This window comes from [Clostridium] ammoniilyticum (assembly GCF_025566905.1).
In the GTDB taxonomy this organism is placed as follows: domain Bacteria; phylum Bacillota_I; class Bacilli_A; order Erysipelotrichales; family Coprobacillaceae; genus Faecalibacillus; species Faecalibacillus intestinalis.
Genome location: NZ_JAOQJR010000002.1, coordinates 82,634 through 105,980, shown reverse-complemented (window position 1 = coordinate 105,980; position 23,347 = coordinate 82,634). Strand labels below are relative to the sequence as shown.

Below are 23,347 nucleotides of genomic sequence, written 5' to 3'. Positions count from 1 at the left end.
TAATGAAGGGATTTAAGAAATTAGGCGTTGCACTTTTAAGTGCAACCCTCCTCCTTTCACCTTGTATATCAACTGTAAAAGCTCAAGAAAATCCTTATGATACGTGGAAAACAACAGCGTTGCAATCGCCACAAAAAGGACAATTAGTAGCTGCAGGAGATATCAAGATTACATGGAATCCACTGAATGATTCTGTTAAACGATATGATCTTTACTTTGATGGAGAATTTATTAAAAGTGTTGATGCAAATACAACACAAACATCTATTTATACAACAAAAGTTTCAAGTCATACAGTAAGAGTTGTTGCTGTTTTAGAAAATGAGGATGAAATCAATGTAAGCGAACGTACATTCTATGTTTCTAAAAAAGGAATGGGCTTTTATGAAGAAGATGAAACAAATTCTTTAAGATATACACAAAATATGGGGGTTTCTTGGTATTATAACTGGTCAGAAGAAGCATATGATGATCAAGATAGTGCAAATAGTAATTTAGAATTTGTTCCAATGATATGGAATGATGTAGGAAATGTCAGTGAACGTTTAAAGAATATTAAAGATGAGGGGTATGATAAAGTTTTAAGTTTTAATGAACCAGATTATGACCAAGAGGCAAATATGTCTGTAGATTTAGCAGCTGATTATAATGATGTTTTTCATTCAAGTGGTTTAAGAGTGGGTTCTCCAGCAGTAAGTGAATCCGCCGTTAAAGAAAATGGTTGGTTTGAAAATTATTGGAATCAATTAAACACAAAAGATGATTTTATTGCGATTCATAATTATCCAGGATATATTGGCTTAGAAAATGCTGAAGATGGTTATACACCAAAAGTAGCAGCACAAAATTTCTTAAATTATATTACAGAAGTCTATGATCATTATCAAAAACCTATTTGGATTACTGAATTTGCAGTTGCTGCATGGGATTCTAATGAATATTGGCATCCATATGATGGAAATCAAAATGAGCATAATGAAGCTGTACAAGAATTTATGGATTATGTTATTAATGGTTTTGATGACATCCAAGGGTTAGATGAATTACCTTTTGTAGAAAGATATGCGTGGTTTAGTTTTGATGCCACACAGTTTCAAGCAGGTTCAAGTGCACTTTTTTATAATACAACAGATACAGATAATTTAAATCAACTAGGTACACTTACTGATTTAGGAAATATTTATCGTAATGATTGTGGTAATCCACAAGGGTATACACTTTTGCATTTAGATGGATCTATTGATGAAACACGAATTGTTGATGATTTGTATATTGAAGATGATTTAAAAAATCAACAACCTATAGAAAACAAAGATAATCAAATACAAACTATACAAAACACAAATACACAAAAAGAAAATAATACAGAAAGTATTGCTACAGGAGATCAAACAAATGTTATACCTTATCTTATGATGTTACTTACATCATGTTTAGGTTACATTTATTTAACAAAAATTAAACAAGCTTAATTATTTACATTTTTAACACCTTCTACAAAGTAGCTTAAATATATTTATGTAGTAATACATTGAGGATTTTGAAAATCCTCTTTTTTTGTGACAAACAATGTAACCTGTAACAAGGAAAATGAATACTATTCATTTTTTTTGACGGTTATTTTATATTATACATGAAGTTCATAGGCAAAGTAATCGAAAGGTTATGACGCAAAGCTATAGGGGCTTTTAAATGCCAGCCAGTTGCAAAAAAATAAGTATTTTGCAATTGGTATTTTTTTTAGGGAGGAATTATAAAAATGAAGAAAGGGTTAAAGAAATTAAGATTTATTATTTGTTTGATCATGTGTCTATGTATTAGCATAGCAACATTTCAAGTAGGGGTATTTGCTGATGAGACAACGACCCAAGCCTCTGCAGAGGTTGTAAATGTTGATGATGTACAAGCTGACGTACAAACAAATAACACATTAGAAATGAAAGATGATAAATCTCAAGTTCAAGCACAAGAAAGTAAAGATACAAAAAGTGTTGTAACTCAAGATGCTCAAATCTCAGCATCACTGGCTACAAATAATGGTTCTATTTGGGGTACAGGAATTATCACGGGAGTTACTGATAATGGAACTGGAGATTTAGATGAACTTTGTTGGAATAAAGAAACTGGTGAAAATAAAGGATATGATAATTCCGTAGCAAATGATATTATTCGTTCATTTGATTCAATTACGTATAATGTTAAAACATCTTTACCAGCTTTAGGTGGAGAAGGACATAAACTTTATTATCAAATTACTTTACCAGATGATGACGAACTTTCAATTTCAAATTCGAACTTTATTGATCAAATTCCAACACCAATTAAAAAAGATGGAAAAAAGGTTTATATTTTAACTTATAATGTTCCTGAAGATTATTCAGCAGGAGCTGTGGAACAAGCTTTTTCTCTTTATGTTGGAAATAAAACACAAGGATATAAAATAAAACCAGAAATTAAATTATGGTTAGATGATGAAAATAATTCGACAACTGTAGACAATATTGAACCTGTTATTGTCACAACAGCACCTATGTATAACATTGTTTTAGCAAAAAAAGGTGATAAAAATAAAACAAAAGATGTTTATGATTTTAATCAAAATAATACAAGTGATACAACCTATTTTCCAGAAAATGCGAAAGGATATAAAAATAATAAAGTAACAGGATATGAAGAAATTTATGGTGTTGCTTTAGAAATTAGAAAACCAGGAAATGGAATAAAAGGTGTAGAATTTCCAGATAGTTCAAAACCATTTACGTTTGATATAGATTTATCAAATTATAGCCTTAAAAATAGTGAAAGTACTCAAGATGTTGTTTCTAAAGGCTTTGAACCATTACTTTATTATGTAAATGCTAATAAAAATGGTGGAGCAGCTGTTTCAGATATTCCTTATACGAATGAAACATTTGCGTATAGTGATAAAGATAAGAAAAGACATTGTTATGATAGTGGGGACTATTCTTTTGAACAAGAGGGAACAACACTGCATGTAACTGTGAAAGATTATAAAATAGATAAAAATAAATTTCCTAAAGAAAATGCTTCAAAAGCATCGTATTGGGAAAATTTAAATGCTATTAGAGAAGGTGTCTTCTCAGCATTCCAATTTAAAGTCATTTATCCATATAAAAATAAAGATGGAAAAAAATTAGAAGATGTTTTTGGTAGTGGAACAATCAACGTTTCTGCTAAAGTTGACCATATGAAGGCTATATCAACTACAGGAGTTGAATCATCAATTGAAACATTAACTTTAGCTGATCCTAAAACAGATAATGTTCAATCAAATACATGGGAAATTAGTCAGCCAGGTAAAAGAGAACATCAAATTTATTATTCTAAAAGAGGTAATTGGACTGCAGAATATACCAATGGTCAAAAATGGGGAGATGGTGATATCGCACCAGCTGGAGCTACAAATGTTGCCTTTACAATTAGTTATGATGAAAATAATGCTGGAGCAGGAGATTTATTAGAAGATATCCCAGTAGCAATCAATCAATTTGTTTTATTTAATAAAAGTGCATTAAAAAATGTTTCATTTAGTAATGCTATTACGGATAAAGGATATGATTGTAAAATCTTATATGCCGTTTATCAAAATGATAAAAATGGTTTAGATAATGAAACGATGAAAACTGCTAAAATGAGTGATTTTAAATTTTATGAAGAAGCACCAAAAGAAGGATGTGATGGTGTTCTAGTTCAATATAGAGGATGTAATACAGGAATTGCCAATTTAGGATTGATTGCTCAATTTAATGCAGATATTGATCCAAAAGTTAAAACAGATCAAGTTTATATGATTACGGCTGTTACAAATAGTTGGACTGAAAAAGATTTTGCAGATAAAACATCAGAAGTTTTAAAAAGCTCAAATAAAACAAATGAAGATGACTTAACAAGAGAAGATTGGAGTAAATGGGTAAAAAGTCAAAATAAAGATGCAAAAGTTGCTAAATCATTTGTAAAAGGTGTAAGTCATAGTCCAGTAACAATGGATCATCGAGATGTTTATACTGTTCCCAATTATACAAATGGTGTTTATGATAATGATCAATCACATCAATTTAGTGTAACTTCTGCTGATGGACTTTATATTGTTCCTTATGAAGCAAAAGTTGTAAAAAAAGTAGCACAATTGGGTGACAATGGAAATCCATTGCAAAAATTTAGTGTCAGCAATAAACAACGCTATGTTGATTATGTAATTAATGGTTCATTAAAATATTGGAATAATGTTGAACCTGAAAAAGATACAACAACTGTCTATTTTGAAGATACACTTCCTAAAGGACTTACTTATATTGAAGGAAGTGCTTATTGGGGTGGTCAATATCAATCGAAATTTCCTAATCAAGGAATTGTAAAAAATGGACAAGTGATTACACCAGAAATAAATCATAATGCTGATGGCACAACAACTTTAAAATGGACAATTCTCAAAGTTGCTTTACAAAATGGTGCTTTACCAGATTTACATTATTCATGTAAAATTGGAGATGAAGTTTATCCAGAAAACGATGTTGCAAATAATGAAACATTAAAAACATCTGTTAGTATTTATACAGATGAAGATAAACGACCATTTACATCTGATAATGAAAATACAGCATCAACATCAATTTCTATTTTAAAAGATAAATCATTTTATCTTACAAAAACAGGGAAACCATTATTAGAGTTAAATGATTTAGGAAACTTTAATTTATTAATTACAAATACAAGTTCTTCTCCTATTGATCACTTATGTGCTATAGATACAATGCCACAAGATGGTATTGGTGATACGATTATGAAAGGTGAATATAAACTTTCAACAATTTCTCTTAACGCTAAAGCTCTTGGAGACACAAATGACATAGAACTATGGTATACAAACAATGAAGCTTATAAAGGAAAAACAGCTGCACTTATTCCATCTAAAGTAATTAATGAAGAAAATGGTTGGAAACAAGCGACAATGACCGTAAATGAAAATGGAGATATCATTTCATTTACAGGAGATGGTTTAATTGGTTCTTGGCCAACAGCCATTGCTTATAAAGATGCTAAGTTAGACATTAATAAATCAGTTTCTATTCAATTAGAATATGATGCCATTGCTGCTGAACACGATCATTTAGCTAATATTTTATCAACTTTATATGATGGTCATGAACTTCCATCTAAAGCAAAAGTAGATATTGTTAAACGTTCTTTAGAAGGAACTGTTTGGGTCGATCATGATAAAGATGGTAAATTGGAAAATGGTGAAACAAGAGTTGGAAAAGTAAAAGTTACAATTCTTAAGAAAAACGGTGATAACTATGAACCTTTTGAAGCCTATGAAGAATATGTTGAAGAAAATGGTCAAGTAGTTAAAAAGACATATCCAACAACAATTGAAACTGATGAAAATGGACATTATAAATTTGTTGGTTTACCAGAAGGTGAATTTAAAGTTGTCTTTGAATCAGGTAAAAAAGATATCAGTCATTATGGTGTTACTAAATCTGATATAGGTGAAGTAGAAGAAAGTTCTAAAGTAAAAAAAGAAAATGTTGACAAGAATGATGATACATTAAATTCAGGATCCATTCTTGATATTACAATGCCTTCTAAAGAAGAAATGGTAAGTAAAAATGAATATTCTTATAATTTACCAGATCAAAACTTAGGTTTAACAGTACCATCTATTATTATTGAAGGACAAAAGACTTGGGATGATCATAATAACCAAGATAGAAAACGACCAAATTCAATTACGGTAAAAGTTTTAGATGATAACAATGAAGTTGTTGCTAGTAAAACCGTAACGGCAGATGATCATTGGAAATATCATTTTGATAATTTACCTCAATATGATGATGCTATGACAAAAGAAATTAAATATTCAATTTTTGAAGATGATGTTGATAAATATACAACAGATATCAATGGATATAATATTACAAATCATTACACACCTGAAGAAGTTTCTATAAGTGGTATTAAAACATGGATTGATGATGATAATCAAGATGGTCTTCGTCCTCAATCAATTAAAGTTCATTTATTAGCTGACGGAGATGAAATAGCTGAACAAGATGTAACAAGTGAACAAAGTTGGAAATATGATTTTGGAAATTTACCTAAATACAAAGATGGAAAAGAAATTAAATATACAGTAAAAGAAGATAAAGTTATTGGATATACAACAAGTATTGATGGATTTAATATTAAAAATACTCATCAATCAGCAACAGTTAATGTAAGTGGTACTAAAACATGGAAAGATCAAAATAATCAAGATGGAAAACGTTTAGATGATATTACAGTACGTTTATATGCTGATGGTCAAGAAATCAAACATAAAACAGTAACAGCAGAAGATGATTGGAAATATAGTTTTAAAGATTTACCAAAATATAACAAAGGTCAAGAAATTACTTATACAGTAAGTGAAGATGAAGTAGCTGGATATACAACAGATATTGATGGCTACAATATTACAAATACTCATGAAATTGAAAAAACAAATGTAAAAGTATCAAAGGTATGGAATGATCATGATAATCAAGACGGAAAACGTCCTGACTATATCATTATTCATTTATATGCAAATGATGAAGATACTGGAAAAACAGTTGAATTAAATGAAGAAAATCAATGGACAAGTTCATTTGATGATTTAGATAGTTATCAAAATGGTCAAAAAATCACTTATACTGTACAAGAAGATAGTGTTAAAGACTATAAAGTAGGTATTATTGGTAATCAAGAAGCTGGTTATATTATCACAAATAGTCATGCTATAGAAACAGTACATCTTAAAGGTACGAAAACATGGGAAGATCATGATAATCAAGCAAAAAAAAGACCAACATCTATTAAAGTTCGTTTATATGCTGATGGTATTGAAGTAGCAGCTAAAGATGTTACAGAAAATCAACAATGGAAATATGATTTTGGTGAACTTGCAAAATATAAAGATGGAAAAGAAGTTGTTTATACTGTAAGTGAAGATTACGTTAATAGTTATACAACATCAATCGATGGATTAGATATTACAAATACGTATGTACCAGTTATTACAACAACAAAAAATGATTCACCTATTCATAAGTTAATAAAAGTGTTAACTGGAGATCAAACAAATATTATGTTATATGTTATTATTTGTTTATTATCAATGTTAGGATTATATTTCTTAAAGAAACAAAAAGCTTAATATAAAAGGTGAGGGGAACCTCACTTTTTATATATTTTTTATGCTGTTACATTAGATGTAACATGTAACAGAGTAGATGAAAACGCTTTGCTTATTTTAAGATATAGCGTATATTAATACTGTGATGTGTAACACATCAACTTTTAGATATTTTTATATCTTCTTCCCAAACTATATCAAAGTGCCATCACGCTTTGATATAGTTTTAAATTTTCAGTTAAAATTGGAGATAGTATTATGGAAAAAAAATTAGAACTATTAGAAAGAATTAGAATTGTTACAAAAAAAACGTATATTTCAGATTTATATAAGAGTATTGATTTTACCTGTAAACAAGCAAGAAGAATTTTATTATTTTCATTGGATGATTATTCTTTAGAAGAATGGACAGAAGCTGTAAATTATATCAGTCAAACAAGACAAAAATTTGAAACCAAGGAAGCAGCTAGAGATTTTTTATATGTATTAATACTTGCAAAAGCAAAGTTATATGACTTATAGAAGAGACTATATGTTTCTTCTTTTTTAATAGCGAATAAGCTATAAATTTGTTATAGTATTAAGGGAAAGAGATGAAGTAAATGAAAAAAGAACAAAGAAGAAATTTAGGAGAAAAAATTGCCCAGGGAATATTACTCATTGTTTTAATTACTTTAACGATTTTTATGATGAGTGATGTTAAAAAGATTCAAGGAAATGCACGTGTTATTAATTATGCAGGAATTATTAGAGGGGCCACACAAAGAGAAATTAAATTAGAAATATCAGGAAATGAAAATGATGTTTTAATTAAATATTTAGATGATATTTTTTATGGATTGACAAATGGTGGTGGAAAGTATCAACTGACAACATTAAATGATCAACATTATCAAAAGAAATTAACGGAATTACATACTTCTTGGTTATCTTTAAAAGATGAAATTAGTTTAGTAAGAGAAAAGGGATATCAACAAACAAATATTATTAAAATGAGTGAAGAATATTTTTATTTAGCAGATGAAACAGTTACAGCTGCTGAAGATTATTCTCAAAAATGTGCGACAAGATTAGATCAAATAGAGAAAGCATTGATTTTTGTAATTGCTTTAGTTATTCTAATGATGATCAAGGAATCTGTATCAGCAGTTGTTTTAATGAAGAAAAATAGAGAACTTAATAAAAAAGCATATATTGATTTGCATACAGGTTTGCCTAATAGAAGTCGTGTAGAAGAATTGATTGCTCACTATGATCACTTTGATGAACCGACCGCAATTATTGTTTTTGATTTGAATGATTTAAAAGTAGTTAATGATTCTTTAGGACATCTTGCTGGTGATACATTAATTATGAATTTTGCACATATTATCCGTACTTCTATTCCTGAAAAATATTTTGTTGGAAGATATGGAGGAGATGAATTTATTGCTTTATTAAATGATGTTACTCAACAAGACGTAGAAGATATTATTTTACAAGTACAAAACGAAGCAAGATGTTATAATGAATTTAGTAAACAAATATTCATTGATTTTGCCTTTGGTTATGCACTTTCTACGCATAGTCGAGAAACAAATTTAAAGTTATTATTGAATCAAGCAGATAAAAATATGTATGAATGTAAGGCACGTATGAAAGCAAAGAAAAAATCACATTAGGTTGTGATTTTTTTATTTATTATTAATTACTGTGCAACACTATAAAAATTAGTTGTTTGATAATTGTAAATAATATTTGAAGTATTGAACAAAAGTCCATTAGACAAATGAATATTATCATTGATCATAATAGCAGGATCATTTTCATTAAGATTTAATAACTTTGCATCTTCTTTACTTAATTTAATAGCTGTTAAATATTTATCAGCAAAGCCAAAAGATAATTTTAAATCATCTTTTAAATATCTAAAAATAGATCCTTCAGCTATCTCTTTGCCTAAATAAGGAACAATATCTTTATTATAATAAGTTCTTTCTAAAGCATAAGGAATACCATCAACAATACGTAATCTTTTTAAATAATAAACAGGCGTTCCAATCTTACAATTCATTTGTTGACTTAACTTTTCATCAGCTTCAATGACTTGAATGTCTAATAACTTATTAATAATTTTATTACCAGGATTATCCATTGTCACGCCACGTGTTGAATTTAAATAAACTGTACCCTTTTTTTTAGGCGCACGAACAAACATCCCATTCCCCTGAACTGAATAAACAATTCCTAAATTAATTAATATTTTAATTGCATTACGAATCGTATTACGACTTACTTTATATTCTTCAATTAATTTTTCTTCAGTAGGTAATTTGTGATTTTCTTCGAATTCTTCGTTCATTATTCTTTTTTGAAGATCATTAACAATCATTTCATATTTTAACATATAACCACCCAAAGCTCATTATATCATAATGTTTTTATTTCACAACACGATTATATAATTGTTGGTATGAATTCTAAAGATTCTATTCTTTTTATATGAAAGCGCTTTACTTTGTGTGAATGTAGGCATATAATGAATTTGTACCAATGAATTTGGAGGGAATATGATGAAAAGGATATTGAAAGTAGTATTAGTGGCTTTAATGGTTGTAGCCTCAACTATTAGAGTCGATGCAAAGTCAACAATATCACAAAGGGTTCAAAATATAATTGATAATATGAGCTCAACTGATAAAGTTGCACAAATGATTCAAGCGGATACCCGCTGGATTACACCAGAAGAAGTGGCTGAATATAAAATTGGTTCAATTTTAAGTGGTGGTGGGGCTGCACCATCAACCGGAAATCAATTGAACAATTGGGTAGATTCAGCAAATAGTTATCAACAAGCAGTTATTAATAGTGGAGGTATTCCATTGCTTTATGGAATAGATGCTGTTCATGGAAATAATAATTTATATGGTGCAACAATCTATCCTCATAATATTGGTTTAGCAGCAGCCAATGATCAACAATTAGTTGAAAATATTGGGAGTGCAACAGCCAGTGAAGTAAGAGCAATGGGAGCTAATTGGACATTTACACCAACATTAGGGGTTCTACATAATGAACGTTGGGGACGTACTTATGAAACCTTTGGTGATGATGTTGAACGTGTTACCTCTTTAGGAAATGCTTATATTAAAGGAATTGAAAAAGATGGTTCAACTCTTTCAACTGCTAAACATTATTTAGGTGAAGGTTTAACAACAAATGGAACAAACCAAGGCAATGTTGAATTGAGTGAAAGGGATTATAATGACTTAATCAATGCGAATATGGATAATAAAATTGTTAAAGAAATTCTTACTCCATATAAAAAAGCCATTGATCAAGGTGTTCAATCAATTATGGTTTCTTATAATAGTATTAATGGTAAGAAATGTCATGGGAATAAAGATGTTCTTACAACATTATTAAAAGAAAAACTTGGTTTTGAAGGTATTATTATTAGTGATTATAATGGTTTAGATCAAATTGAAAATCAATCATCTTATAAAGATAAAGCCATTACTTGTATCAATGCCGGGGTTGATATGTTAATGGTTGCTGAACAAGATGGTGATACACCTCGTTGGAAAAATTTATATAATGCTTTAGTAGAAGCCGTTAATGAAGATAAAATTAGTGAAGAACGTTTAAATGATGCTGTTGCACGTATTTTAACAGCAAAAGAAAATATTGGACTCTTAGATGATTCTTCAAAAGCATACGCTAATAAAGATGCACAAGCATTATTTGGTGGACAAGAACACCGTACACTTGCAAGACAAGCTGTAAGTGAATCTTTAGTCTTATTAAAAAATGATACAGTAAAAGATGGACAAACAATGATGCAAGCATTAGAAAATATGGATAATTTAATGGTTGCAGGAAGTGCTGGCGATGACATTGGTAAACAATGTGGTGGTTGGACAATTACATGGCAAGGATCAACTGGAAATACGACAAAGGGTACAACGATTTTCAGTGGTTTAAAGGCAGCTATGGATAAAAAAGGTGGTACGATTAATTATAGTGCTAATGGCGTATATGCAGATTCTACTTCAAAAGTGGATGCAGCAATTGTGGTTGTCGGAGAAGATCCATATGCTGAAAGCAATGGAGATAGAAGTGCGAGTCAATTAAAATTACCAGCAAGTGATATCAGTACAATTAAACAAATTGAAAATAGTCATCCTGATACACCAATTATTTTAGTTTTAACAACAGGACGTCCAATTGCCATTGCCGATTACGTAAATGATAGTCATATTAAAGGAATTGTCAATGCTTGGCTTCCAGGTAGTGAAGGTGATGGAGTTGCCGATGTATTATTAGGCAATAAAGATTTTGTAGGAACAAATCCAATTACATGGACTTGGTATCCTCAAGATATTACAAGTAAATATACAGATACAAGTAAAGTTTTATATCCTGTAGGATATGGTTTAAAGAAATCACAAAAAACAGGTGATGTTACATCACCAGATGATCCAAATGTTGTAGATTTAGAAAAAACAAATGGAAAATTAGAAGCAGAAGACTTTATTGATGCACATAGTAGTATTCAATTAGAAAATAATGGTACAACTGTTGGATATTTACAAGATGGGCGTTATATGGCTTATAAAATAAAAGTACCTGAAAAAGCAGCATATAAGTTAACTGTTCAAGCAGCTCGTCAATATGAATCAACAATTGAAGGGGCATTTGAATTATATTTAGATGATGAATTAGTTTTAGAAAAGAAGAATACATCTATTGTTTCAACAGGTAGTTGGACAACATTTACTGCTCAAGAAATGAACGCTTTAGTAAGTTTAAAAGCAGGTGTTCATGAACTTAAACTTGTAGCACGTGATAAAGATTTCAACTTTGATTATTATACATTTGAAAAAGCTGGTGATTATGTAGGACCAGTTGTTCCAGAAGAAGTGACGAATGTTGGGACAGGTGCTATGTTACAAGAAGGTGCTGTTGAAGTAAGTATGTCCTCTTCAGAAAATTCACAAAGCATGTCATGGTATAAAGGTGAATTTGAAATTTCTAATAAAAATGCAACAAAAGATGCTTTAGATCTACGTGTAGCAGATGATTCTAAGCAAACAACAATTATTGTTAATGATCAAAAAACATATCAAAGTGTTTTAGGAATGGGAACTTCTATTGAAGAAGCAACAATTCATAATTTATTAAAGATGACTGATGAAAATCGACAAGCATTTTTAAGAAGATTATTAGATCCAGTTAATGGTATGGGAATGTCTTTAATTAGGGTTACAATTGGAACATCTGATTTTACAGCTCAAGATTTCTATACTTATTATGATGGAACTGGTAAAGAATTAGATGGAAAACCAGATTGGAATAATGTAACTGGTAAAGGATTTAGTATTCAAAAAGATCAAGATTATGGTGTTATTAAAGTTCTTAATGAAATGTTAACGATTGCTAAAGAATTAGGAGTAGAAAATAATCTTAAATTCTTTGCGTCTTCTTGGACACCACCAGGATGGATGAAAACAGCAACTTCTAGTAGTAAATCATATGAAAATAATGATTTATTATTAAAAGGTGGAAAATTAAATGATGCTTATATTAATGATTTAGCTAAATATATGGTGCGTTATGTAGAAGAGTATAAAAAACAAGGTATTCCAATTTATGCTATGACTCTCCAAAATGAACCATTACTTGAAATCAACTATCCAAGTTGTGCTATGACAGGAACACAAGAAGCTAAACTTGCTAAAGCTATTAAAGCAGAATTAGCTCAAAGTACAATTTTAAATGATCAAGAAAAAGCTGTTAAACTATGGGCTTTTGATCATAACTTTGATGGTGCCGATAATTTTATGAAAGATTTCTTTAAAGAAGCTGGAGATGATTATAATATTGATGGTATTGCCTTCCATCCATATGGAGGAAATGCTTCAACAATGGGATCTTTCTATGATAATTACAAAGACAAATTAAGTATGAACTTAACTGAAAGATCTGTTTGGGGAACAAGTGGTGCTAATGATATTATTACTTGGTTAAGAAATGGTTCTGAAAGTTATAATAGTTGGGTAACAATGTTAGATAGTAATGTTGGGACTCATCATTGGGTAGGAACACCTGATCCAACATTATTTGTACAAGATGCCAATAACCCTCAAAGATATTGGGCAACACCTGAAGTATATATCATGTCTCAATTTACTAAATATGTAAAACCAGGATATGTTCGTATTGATACAAATAATGGAAGTAGTTCAACTGTTACAAATGTCGCTTTTAAAGACCCTGAAACAGGGAAAATTGTCATGATTGTTACAAATCGTAGTGGCTCTGATCAAAAATTTAAAGTGATGATGAATGGCACACAATTTAATGCTGTTTTACCTGCTGGTAATGTAGCAACTTATATTTGGGATGGTTCTATTGCTGAAGTCAAAGGAAATGAAATTCCAGGTGTATTAAAAGCAACCGATGCAGTTAATTATGATAAATTAAAAGTTAAAGATGATGGTTCTGGATTTGGAAACGTTCAAGATGGCGCTTGGGCAGATTATTTAATTGATGTTAAAGAAGCAGGTCTTTATAATGTTTCAATTCCTCACGCTATTGGACCAACAAGTGGACCATCAGTTGATAGTAATATTGACAATAAACAAATTGTTTTAAAAGTAGATAATCAAGAAGTAGGACGTACAGTCACTAAACGTTTTGATACTTGGTCTAAAGATTGGAATGCATGGAGTACAACAAGAAATGTTCAAGTCCAAGTAAAATTAAATGCCGGCGTACAAAGACTTACATTATCCTTACCACAAGGGGATATGGATATTGGTGCTTTAACATTTACTAAAGCAAAAGATGTTTTAAATGTACCAGGGTATATTAATGCATTAGATTATAGCTATGGTGAAAATATTATTGCTGAAAATAACGAAAATGTTGGTTTCTTTGATGATAATGATAAATTAGAATATACCGTCAATGTTCAAAAAGCAGATAATTATAAGATGAAACTTGAATACGCTAAAGCTGAAAAAGATGCGGAATTTGATATTTATGTAGATGATGTTTTAACAACATCAAGTACTTTAGAAACAACAGGAAGCTTTAGTACTTATAAAAAAGGAACAGTTGCTATTGATTTATCAGAAGGTAGTCATAAAATTATGTTTGTTCCTAAAAATAATGGTGGATTTAATTTAAAATCATTATCATTTGGATCATATATTCAATTAGAAAACGATTCATTAAAAGAAGGGAAATTAGATGGACAAAAGATTATTGTTCATTTAAAAGATGGTAAATTTAATGAACGATTAAATAAAGATAATTGGAAAATTGATTTACCTCAAGGAATTGATTTTGATTTAGATAGAGTAAGTGATACAGAAGCAACAATTACTTTAAAAGGACAAGAAGTTGTAGATTACGATAGTAATCGTACTTTAACTGTTGAAATCAATGCTAAAGAAGTAGGAGATAAAGATTACTCATTAAGCAATCAAACAATCATTGAAGCAGTTAATGATGAAGAAAGCTTAGAAGATATTGGTAATCTTGATTTTGATAGCGATACATTTGATTTAAAGATTACAGGTGGTAAATTTAATCAAGAAATAAAAGCAAGTGATTTAACATTAAGTGAAGAAATTGCACAATATGTTAAAGTAAGCAAAGTTGAAGTAAGCAAAGATGGTACAACAGCAACTGTTACATTAGAACGTACAAATACAAATTATGATGATCTTGCAGGAACAATTACTGTTAAACCTAGTGGCTATAGTGATGGTGATTTAGATTTAGTTTCAAATATTAAATTATTAAAAACAGATCGTTTACCAGATAGTATTGATGTAAAAGATGAAGCTGTTAAATTAAGTGAAAATGATGCTTATCGTAAAAAAGGTACTTTAGTAAATGGTGCTAAAGGAGATTATTTAGATTTCTTCTTAAATGTAGAAGAAGAAGGAAACTATGTTTTAACTTATAAAGTTAAAGATGATGAAGCTGTTACGAATGGTTTGAAATTAAGTGGTGGTTTAGGATTAGCAACAGATAATTTAGGTAGTGTTTCTTTTGGTAAATATTGGGGAAATACTCAAGGTTATGCACAAATGTTAAACTTAAAAGCTGGTAAACAAACTTTAAGACTTGAAGTAAATAATCCAAGCTTTGAATTAACAAATTTACAAATCAAAAAATTAACAGATGCAGTAGAAGTTAAAGATGTAAAAAATGAAGTAACAACAATTAAGGCTGATCAAGTTATTGATGGTTCTAAAGAAATTGGTTGGGCAATTGAAGGTTCTTCAACTAAAAATATTGGATTTGGTTCAGCAGGTACTTATCAAGATTATTATGTTGATGTTAAAACCGCTGGAGTATATGATTTAAAGATTAACTATAGTCATAATTGTGGTAGTGATACAAAAGCTATTATTATGAAAGTTGATGGTAATACAACTACTCCATTAGGAGAAGTTACTTTAAAAAATACTGGTGGATGGTCTAACTATCAAGACAGTGATACAATTGAAGTAAAACTAGACGCTGGTAAACAATTTATTCGTATTTATGATGACATTGATGGTTTCAATTATCGTCATGTTGAATTAACATTTAAAGGAAAACAAGATGTTACAGCTCCAGAAATTAGTGGTAATGATGCGATTATTTATGTAGATGATGATACAGACATCAAAGATTTATTAGCATTAAAAGCAATAGATGATGTTGATGGTGATTTATCAGATAAATTAACAATTAGCGGTGATTATGATTGTCATCAAGCAGGAACTTATACAATTATAGTAACTGTAAAAGACGAAGCTGGTAATGCAGCAAGTAAAACATTTACAATTACAGTTGTTGAAAAAGCAAAACTTGTAATTGATTCTAAAGAATTTAATGTTGGTGATAAATTTGATCCATTAACTGGTGTTAAAGCTTATGATGTTGATGGTACAGATATTACAGATAAACTTACAGTTGTAAGTAATGATGTTGATACAAGTAAAGCTGGAACTTACCAAATTGTTTATAAAGTAATTGATGCTCTTGGTAATGAAGTTGAATTTACAAGAGAAGTTATTGTAAAGAAAGTAAAAATAGATATTGAACCATCTAAACCTGGTGATACAACACCATCAAAACCAAATGATTCTTCATCTAATAATCAACCATCTTCTTCAAATAATGGAAAACAAACAATTACTGGTCAAGTTGTTAAATCAACAAAAACAGGAGATAGCACACCAATTATAACAATGATGGCTATGCTTCTAGTGGCTGGTTTAGGAATTATGGTTTTAAGAAAAAGAAAATATAATCGTTAAAAATAATTAGATTATAGAATTTAAGATTAGGATTGTTCATATAAACAATCCTTTTCTTTTTATTGTGGAATGAATTAAAAAAATGAAAATATTTATTAAAAATCAATAATTATGGAAAAACGGTACGCTTAACAAAAGAAGAAAGTTGTTTATCTTTTCAAGAGTTGAATATTAAAGATTATGATGAAAAAAGGATTGAATAACAATCCTTTTTCATTTATCCCATTTTTTTATGAATATTATTTGTATTTTTAATAATGTAAATAGGTCTTTGTTTCGTTTCAAAGTAACATGATGAACAATATTGACCTAAGATAGAAACAAAGATAAGTTGCAAACCACTTAAAAATAAAACTAAACTTGTAAGATAGGAAACAGGATGAACAAAAACAGAGTATAAAGAAACAATACAAGAAATACCTATTAAAATACCACCAATGACTCCTGCAATCGTAATAGGTGTTGATGAAAATGAGAAAATGCCTTTAAATGCATAGGAAAATAAACTAGCAAAATTCCATTTACTTTTACCAACAGGACGTTCAACATTATGAAATTCAAGCCATTTTGTATTAAATCCTACAAAAGAAAATAATCCTTTCATGTAACGATTATATTCTTTAAGTTCTAAAATAGCATTGACCATTTGTCGAGTCATCATTCTAAAATCACCAGCACCATCATCCATATCCATTTTTGTAAGTTTTTGAATCACTTTATAAAAACTATGAGATAAAAAGTTTCTTAATTTTCCTTCACCAGTACGATCAATACGTTTACCGGCACAACAATCATATTCTTCATATTTTAATGAGTTATACATTTCTTTTAATAAATAAGGAGGATGTTGTAAATCTGCATCCATAATAACAACATAATCTCCACTAGCATTTTCAAGTCCTGCATACATAGCGGCTTCTTTTCCAAAATTACGAGAAAAAGAATAATAGAAACAATGAGGATTTTTATGAGCTAGTAATTTTAAAATATCTTCACTATGATCATGACTACCATCATTGATAAAAAGTATTTCATAATCAATATTTTCAATACTTTCTAAAACATGAGTCACTTCTTTATAAAAGAGTGGTAAAACATCTTCTTCATTAAAACAAGGAACAATAACGCTTATTTTATCCATGACAAACACCTTCTTCTTTAAAAATTTTAAATTTACATAAAATATAATTTGATAGAATCGTAATAAAACTGACGCATACTTTAGAGATCATTGGTTGAAGATTTAATAAATCAATTAAAAGATAAAGACATATATTTTCAATCAATAACGTCATAAATCTTAATAAGATAAAAGATATAAATTCTTTTTTTATATTATTTGTACTTTTAAACACATATCTTTTATTTGTATAATAAGCAAACAAAACTGCAAAAATCCAAGACATACTATTAGCGATTAACCAATGACTATGTATTTTTAACAAAATGAAATAAACAACATAATTTACGAGAGTTGTCATCCCACCTACAAAAACATAACTCACTATTTCTTTTGTATCATCCTTCATTTTTTCGTCTCCTTTCAATAATATAATTTATAAAAATCACCATAAATCCAAAGTAAGATAGAATAAAACCTAAACGATATCCAGTAGGGGTAAATTTTATTTGAATTTTATGTTTTCCTTGATTAATAGGACATCCTAAAAACGCTTCATTTACAATTTCACTCTTTACAACTTTACCATCGATATAAATTGTATAACCACGATCATAAGGAATACGAGTTATAAAATAACCATCATTTTTAACATTAATTGATCCTTTTAAAACATCTTTTCCTTTTTGAATATTTAAAGAATCTACTTCTTTATTTCTATTTTCAATAACTTCTTTATTTAAAGAATAAGTTTTAATATTTTTAAGATCATAATGTCCTTTAGATAAAGAAATAGATAAAGTTTTAATATTTTCACCAGATAATAAATAAGTAAAATGTGTATGTTGATTATAATAAGGTGAATTACTTCTAGATAATTTATTTTTAATCCCATTGATTGTAATAGAGACACTTTGATGTGGTTTGTAATTTTTAATATCGCCTTCAATAACAATGATTTGATTTTTAGTCTTTCTTTGAAGAGTAAGAGTGATTTTTTTATTTTTCTTTTGTTGAATTTGATATGAACTCTTTAAACCCATGTCTTCTTTGATAAATTGACTTTGATCTGTACTATTTCCATTTTTTACAATGGCATTCTTATAAAGAATATCCAAGGTATAAGGATATTGCAGTTGATGAAACTGATTTTGGCTATAGAGTTTATTTGTTGCATAAGCAATAGGCATAATATCTTGACTTTGATAAAGTTTTAAATCTTTAATAGCATCAATTTCTTGATAACCATCGATTTTCTTTTTTGAGATAATTGAATCAACGGATAATATCTTTAAATAGAAAAGATTATTTTGATCTATTTGTCCAACACGATTATTTAAAGAAATAGGAATCTTTAAAGTATCAAATAAAAATGAATTATAAAGATGATGATTTGTTGATGTATAACCTGAAAGACGGGTTACTTGATTTTGATAAGTTTGATTCATATTTTGATGAATTTCATTCATATTAACTAAAGTATTTATAAAATTTCTTTGAATCAATGTTTCTACTTCTTGATTTGCGTATTTTTTATATTGTTTATTTGGTAGAAAACTGGTTGTAGGATTATTGTAATAAACAACGAATAGTGGGACTAAAAGATAAATAAAACATCTTTTTTTATTTGTTTTTGAAAAATAAAGAATGATCAAACTAATAATTAAATCAAGAAAAACAAGTTCAGATCTTTGTATAAAAAATAATGGAAAAACAAAGAGAAATAGCATATACTTATTGATCTTAAAATGATTATTTTCTAATACAAGACCTGCTTGTAAAATAACCAAAGGTAAAAAAACAATCAGTATTTTACTTCTAGCATATAAAAACCCATTCATAATCAAACTGACGATAGGGCATAACATAGAAATCATTAAAATAATTGATAGAGTACGTGTCTTTTCTTTAAATAATCCAAAGACAATTAAAACCCAGAACATATAAGTGAGACCACAGCCATAGTTATTATAAAGAAGTCCCTTTAGTGAAAAAGTCGGAATCAATAAACTAAGATAGTTGGTTGCATTCACACTTTTATTTCCACCAGCAATTACAAATAATGTTGGAATTGTATAAATAGCTGTCAATAAAACAATAAGAAGATAAGCAGCAATTAAATGTAAAAAATGTTTTTTATAGTTTTTATAACGATAACAATGAAGCATAAAATAAATAAAACAAACAATAAAACACCCAACACAATAAAAATAACTATGTAATACAATACAACTTCCCCAGATAACAATACTTGTTATATTTTGACTTATAAAATAACGATCAATACTACGTAACATTAAAAATAAAAAAGGCATATAATTTACAAACATGATTTGTTTATGAAATTGAAAAAATAAAGCTGAAAGTAAAGTGAATAAACTCATCAAAAAACATAGATAACGATTTTTAAGATGATTTCTTAAAAATAAATAACAAGTAATCAGTGTTAAAATCATTAAAAATACTTGATAGAAAATGATAATATTGACCATCTTTACATGAATCAATAAAGCACCTAATAAAACATCAAACCTTAAAGTACCATAATAAGAAAAATGATAAATATTAACACCTGACATTAAATTTGAAAGATAAGTAGGAAAAATTGTTCCTTCACTTCTAATTGCATGTCTTAAAGCATCAGCAAGAGTGACATGCTGGTTAAACCAATCAATTGAATTTCCAAATAAGAGATGTTGACTTTTTACTATGAAGACCATAAATAATGGTATAATAGTTAAAACCAACATATATAAATAATCTTTTTTCTTCATCTTTTTTACCTCGCTATTCATTCTAGCAAGTCATTCTTAATAATTCCCTTAATCAATTCTAAAGAAATCATAAACAAATAAAGTCTACGTAAAAGGAGGCTTTAGAAAGTCTTAAGAATTCTTATGAATTATTATTAAGAAATAAGTGATAAGGTATAATAGGTGATAGAAATGAAGAAAAGTATTATCGTTATTTGTATAATGGTTGTTTTAGGATGTTTTTTAATAGATGATTCTAAATGTTTACATCAAAAAGAAATTAATCAAATAGATTTAAAACAATGTCAGAAATTAATGATCGTTGCACATCCAGATGATGAAACAATTTGGGGTGGAAGTCATTTATTGAAGGGACATTATTTAGTTGTTTGTTTAACAAATGGAAATAATGCAAAAAGAAAAAAAGAATTTATGAAGATTATGAAAGAGACACATAATCAAGGATTAATGTTTGACTATCCAGATAAAACAAATGGTCAAAGAGACAAGTGGTTACATGTTAAACAAAAAATAAAAAAAGATATTACCTATATTTTAAATAAGAAAGCATGGGCGATGGTTGTAACTCATAATCCATTAGGAGAATATGGACATATTCATCATCGGTTAACATCACAAATAGTTAGTATAGAAGCAACAAATCAAAATTTATATTATTTTGGAAAATATTATAAAAAGAAGCATGTTCCTCATGCATTAAAGAAGATAAAGCAAAAAAATTATGATAAGAAAATGCAGTTAATACAAAAATATGCATCACAAAAAAAAGTAATGGAACATCTAGATCATATGATGAACCACGAAAACTGGGTCAAGGCAAAGGATTGGAGAAGTTTATGAAAGAAAAAATAATGATCGTTGATGATCATGAAGACATTAGAGAAGTTGTTCATGTTTTACTTACAAATGAAGGGTATCAAATCATTGAAGCCAAAGATGGAAAAGAAGCGCTAGAGTTATTAGATGATGAGATAGATCTTATTATTTTAGATGTCATGATGCCTGAAATGAATGGCTATCAAGCGTGTTTATTAATGAGAGAAAAAACTAATGCTCCTATTTTATTTTTAACGGCTAAAGGTCAAGAAAGTGATAAAACATTAGGTTTTTCGAGTGGTGGGGATGATTATTTAACCAAACCTTTTTCTTATAATGAACTCAATGCAAGAGTAAAAGCTTTATTAAGGAGATATCATGTTTATCAAGGAAAGGAAAAAGAGATTTCTTCAATAAGAAAAATATCGATTATTGAAAACTTAGAAGTCAATCAAGAACATAAAGAAGTTAAGTTGAATGGAAAAAAACTTTCTTTGACAGATTTAGAATATGAAATTTTAGATTATTTGTTACTAAATAGAAAACAAGTTATTTCTGCAAGTCAACTATTTGAAGCTATTTGGCATGAAAATTATTATTATGGGGCGAATAATACGATTATGGTACATATTCGAAATTTAAGAAAGAAGATAGAAGATGATCCACAAAATCCACGTATTATTAAAACAGTATGGGGAAAGGGGTATTATATTGACTAAAAGAAATTTGAGTTTATCAATGAAAATCGTTTTATTACTTCTTTCTTCGGCTATTTTAGCCATCTTATGTTATGCCTTTTTTAGAAACAATGTAACAGATTTCTATACTTTCATTGAAACCGTTGAAAAACCTTTTAATGAAAAGACGTTTATAAAAGGTTTTAAAGAAGAAGCAAAAAATATTTCTATTTATTCAAAAGATAAAAATGATAAAAAGGAATTGAAAAAGCTTTTAAAGAAGCATGATGATTATACGAATATTCTTCTTTGTAATGAAAAAGAATTATACATTGATGGTAGTCTTGGAAAAATTCTTGATGAGCCGGTAGGATTTACACCTTTGTATATTTTAAAAAGTGATTTCGAACAATACGCATTTAATAATTTTTTTAGAGAAACAATAACATTTAAAGATGGTGAGGGAATTGTTTATGTTAGTTCTATGCATTTATTAAAATATATAAAGTATTATTTTTATTGTGCTTTATTTGTTAGTTTATTAGTTTTCTTTTTACCTACATTTATTTTTATTAGAAAAAAAGTGAAATATATTAATATTTTAAAAGAAGAAGTATTAAATATGTCACAAGGAGATTTAAATCATCCAATGACAATCAAGAGTCATGACGAATTATCTATATTGGCACGTGAAGTTGATATTTTAAGAACAACCTTAGATTCAAATTATCAAAATGAATCAAAAATTAAAGAAGCTCATCAAGAATTAATTACTTCTTTATCACATGATTTAAGAACACCGCTTACTACGCTAAGAGGTTATTTGGATATTTTAAGCTTACATTGTTATAAAGATGAAAAACAAATGGATCATTATTTAAAAGGATGTATTGAAAAAACAGAACAAATTAAAGATTTATCAAATAAAACATTTGAATATGCACTTGTTTTTGAACAAGATTTATTGCCTCAATTAGAAACGATTCAAAGTGAACAATTTATATATTATCTTCAAGAAAATCTTGAATATTTAGAATTAGAAGGATTTAGGATTGAAAAAGAAATTGATATATGCTCAGTTGATTTACAATTAGATTTATCAATGATGAAAAGAATGATCAATAATATTTGTTCAAATATATTGAAATATGCTAAAAAAGATAAACCTATTTATTTAGAAATTAGTATTAAACAAGGTAAAATAAAAATTGTTTTTGAAAATGAAAAGAAAAGAGATTTACAAAAAATTGAAAGTAATAAAATTGGTTTAAAAAGTGTTCAAAAAATTATAGAAACACATCACGGACAATTGTTTATCCAAGATTTACCAGAAACATTTGTTTTAATTATTACTCTTCCATACAATTAGATGCTTTAGCGAAGGCATCTTTTTTTTGGACTATTTATCCATTGAAAGAAGGAAAAAAGAAGATAAAATGATAATAGAAATGAGACAAATGTGAAACAAATATGAGACG

12 protein-coding genes and 1 riboswitch are annotated in these 23,347 nt (G+C 28.4%); of the genes, 8 read left to right on the top strand and 4 right to left on the bottom strand.

Features of this window, described 5'->3' with window-relative positions; genetic code table 11:
- Positions 1 to 2 precede the first annotated feature (2 nt).
- The 4 genes from OCV55_RS02650 (at position 3) to OCV55_RS02635 (ending at position 8,838) form a co-directional block, all read left to right on the top strand.
- The gene (locus OCV55_RS02650; RefSeq protein ID WP_147579722.1) at positions 3 to 1,472 is read left to right on the top strand and encodes a glycosyl hydrolase; all 1,470 of its coding nucleotides are present in this window, start codon (positions 3 to 5) and stop codon (positions 1,470 to 1,472) included.
- 163 nt (positions 1,473 to 1,635) lie between these two features.
- Positions 1,636 to 1,711, top strand: a riboswitch (cyclic di-GMP riboswitch).
- A gap of 48 nt (positions 1,712 to 1,759) precedes the next feature.
- Positions 1,760 to 7,198, top strand: a complete 5,439-nt coding sequence (locus OCV55_RS02645; RefSeq protein ID WP_147579721.1) for a Cna B-type domain-containing protein — start codon at positions 1,760 to 1,762, stop codon at positions 7,196 to 7,198.
- 237 nt (positions 7,199 to 7,435) lie between these two features.
- Entirely contained in the window at positions 7,436 to 7,699 is a 264-nt protein-coding gene (locus tag OCV55_RS02640; RefSeq protein ID WP_147579720.1) for a hypothetical protein, read from the top strand.
- A gap of 80 nt (positions 7,700 to 7,779) precedes the next feature.
- The gene (locus OCV55_RS02635; protein WP_147579719.1) at positions 7,780 to 8,838 is read left to right on the top strand and encodes a GGDEF domain-containing protein; all 1,059 of its coding nucleotides are present in this window, start codon (positions 7,780 to 7,782) and stop codon (positions 8,836 to 8,838) included.
- Positions 8,839 to 8,864: 26 nt separating this feature from the next.
- Here the strand turns inward: OCV55_RS02635 and OCV55_RS02630 are convergent, their stop codons facing one another.
- A complete protein-coding gene (locus tag OCV55_RS02630; RefSeq protein WP_147579718.1) occupies positions 8,865 to 9,563 on the bottom strand; it encodes a GntR family transcriptional regulator in 699 nt (232 codons plus the stop codon).
- A gap of 166 nt (positions 9,564 to 9,729) precedes the next feature.
- On the opposite strand from OCV55_RS02630, the gene OCV55_RS02625 reads away from it, so the two are divergent.
- Positions 9,730 to 16,482: a glycoside hydrolase family 3 N-terminal domain-containing protein gene (locus tag OCV55_RS02625; protein WP_147579816.1), complete on the top strand. Its 6,753-nt coding sequence runs from the start codon at positions 9,730 to 9,732 to the stop codon at positions 16,480 to 16,482.
- A 217-nt stretch (positions 16,483 to 16,699) separates the two neighbouring features.
- Here OCV55_RS02625 and OCV55_RS02620 read toward each other — a convergent pair whose 3' ends face one another.
- The 3 genes from OCV55_RS02620 to OCV55_RS02610 are packed head-to-tail and all read right to left on the bottom strand — an operon-like array spanning position 16,700 to position 20,376.
- A complete protein-coding gene (locus tag OCV55_RS02620; protein ID WP_032091735.1) occupies positions 16,700 to 17,623 on the bottom strand; it encodes a glycosyltransferase family 2 protein in 924 nt (307 codons plus the stop codon).
- Positions 17,616 to 18,011, bottom strand: a complete 396-nt coding sequence (locus OCV55_RS02615) for a GtrA family protein (protein ID WP_147579717.1) — start codon at positions 18,009 to 18,011, stop codon at positions 17,616 to 17,618. The genes OCV55_RS02620 and OCV55_RS02615 overlap by 8 nt, the downstream gene beginning before the upstream one ends.
- The gene (locus tag OCV55_RS02610) at positions 18,001 to 20,376 is read right to left on the bottom strand and encodes a YfhO family protein (RefSeq protein WP_267309775.1); all 2,376 of its coding nucleotides are present in this window, start codon (positions 20,374 to 20,376) and stop codon (positions 18,001 to 18,003) included. The genes OCV55_RS02615 and OCV55_RS02610 overlap by 11 nt, the downstream gene beginning before the upstream one ends.
- 171 nt (positions 20,377 to 20,547) lie before the next feature.
- On the opposite strand from OCV55_RS02610, the gene OCV55_RS02605 reads away from it, so the two are divergent.
- The 3 genes from OCV55_RS02605 to OCV55_RS02595 are packed head-to-tail and all read left to right on the top strand — an operon-like array spanning position 20,548 to position 23,238.
- On the top strand, positions 20,548 to 21,216 hold the full coding sequence (locus tag OCV55_RS02605) for a PIG-L family deacetylase (RefSeq protein WP_147579715.1): 669 nt from the start codon (positions 20,548 to 20,550) through the stop codon (positions 21,214 to 21,216).
- Entirely contained in the window at positions 21,213 to 21,911 is a 699-nt protein-coding gene (locus OCV55_RS02600; protein ID WP_147579714.1) for a response regulator transcription factor, read from the top strand. Before OCV55_RS02605 ends, OCV55_RS02600 begins: the two co-directional genes overlap by 4 nt.
- Positions 21,904 to 23,238: a sensor histidine kinase gene (locus OCV55_RS02595; protein ID WP_267309774.1), complete on the top strand. Its 1,335-nt coding sequence runs from the start codon at positions 21,904 to 21,906 to the stop codon at positions 23,236 to 23,238. The genes OCV55_RS02600 and OCV55_RS02595 overlap by 8 nt, the downstream gene beginning before the upstream one ends.
- Positions 23,239 to 23,347: the final 109 nt, after the last annotated feature.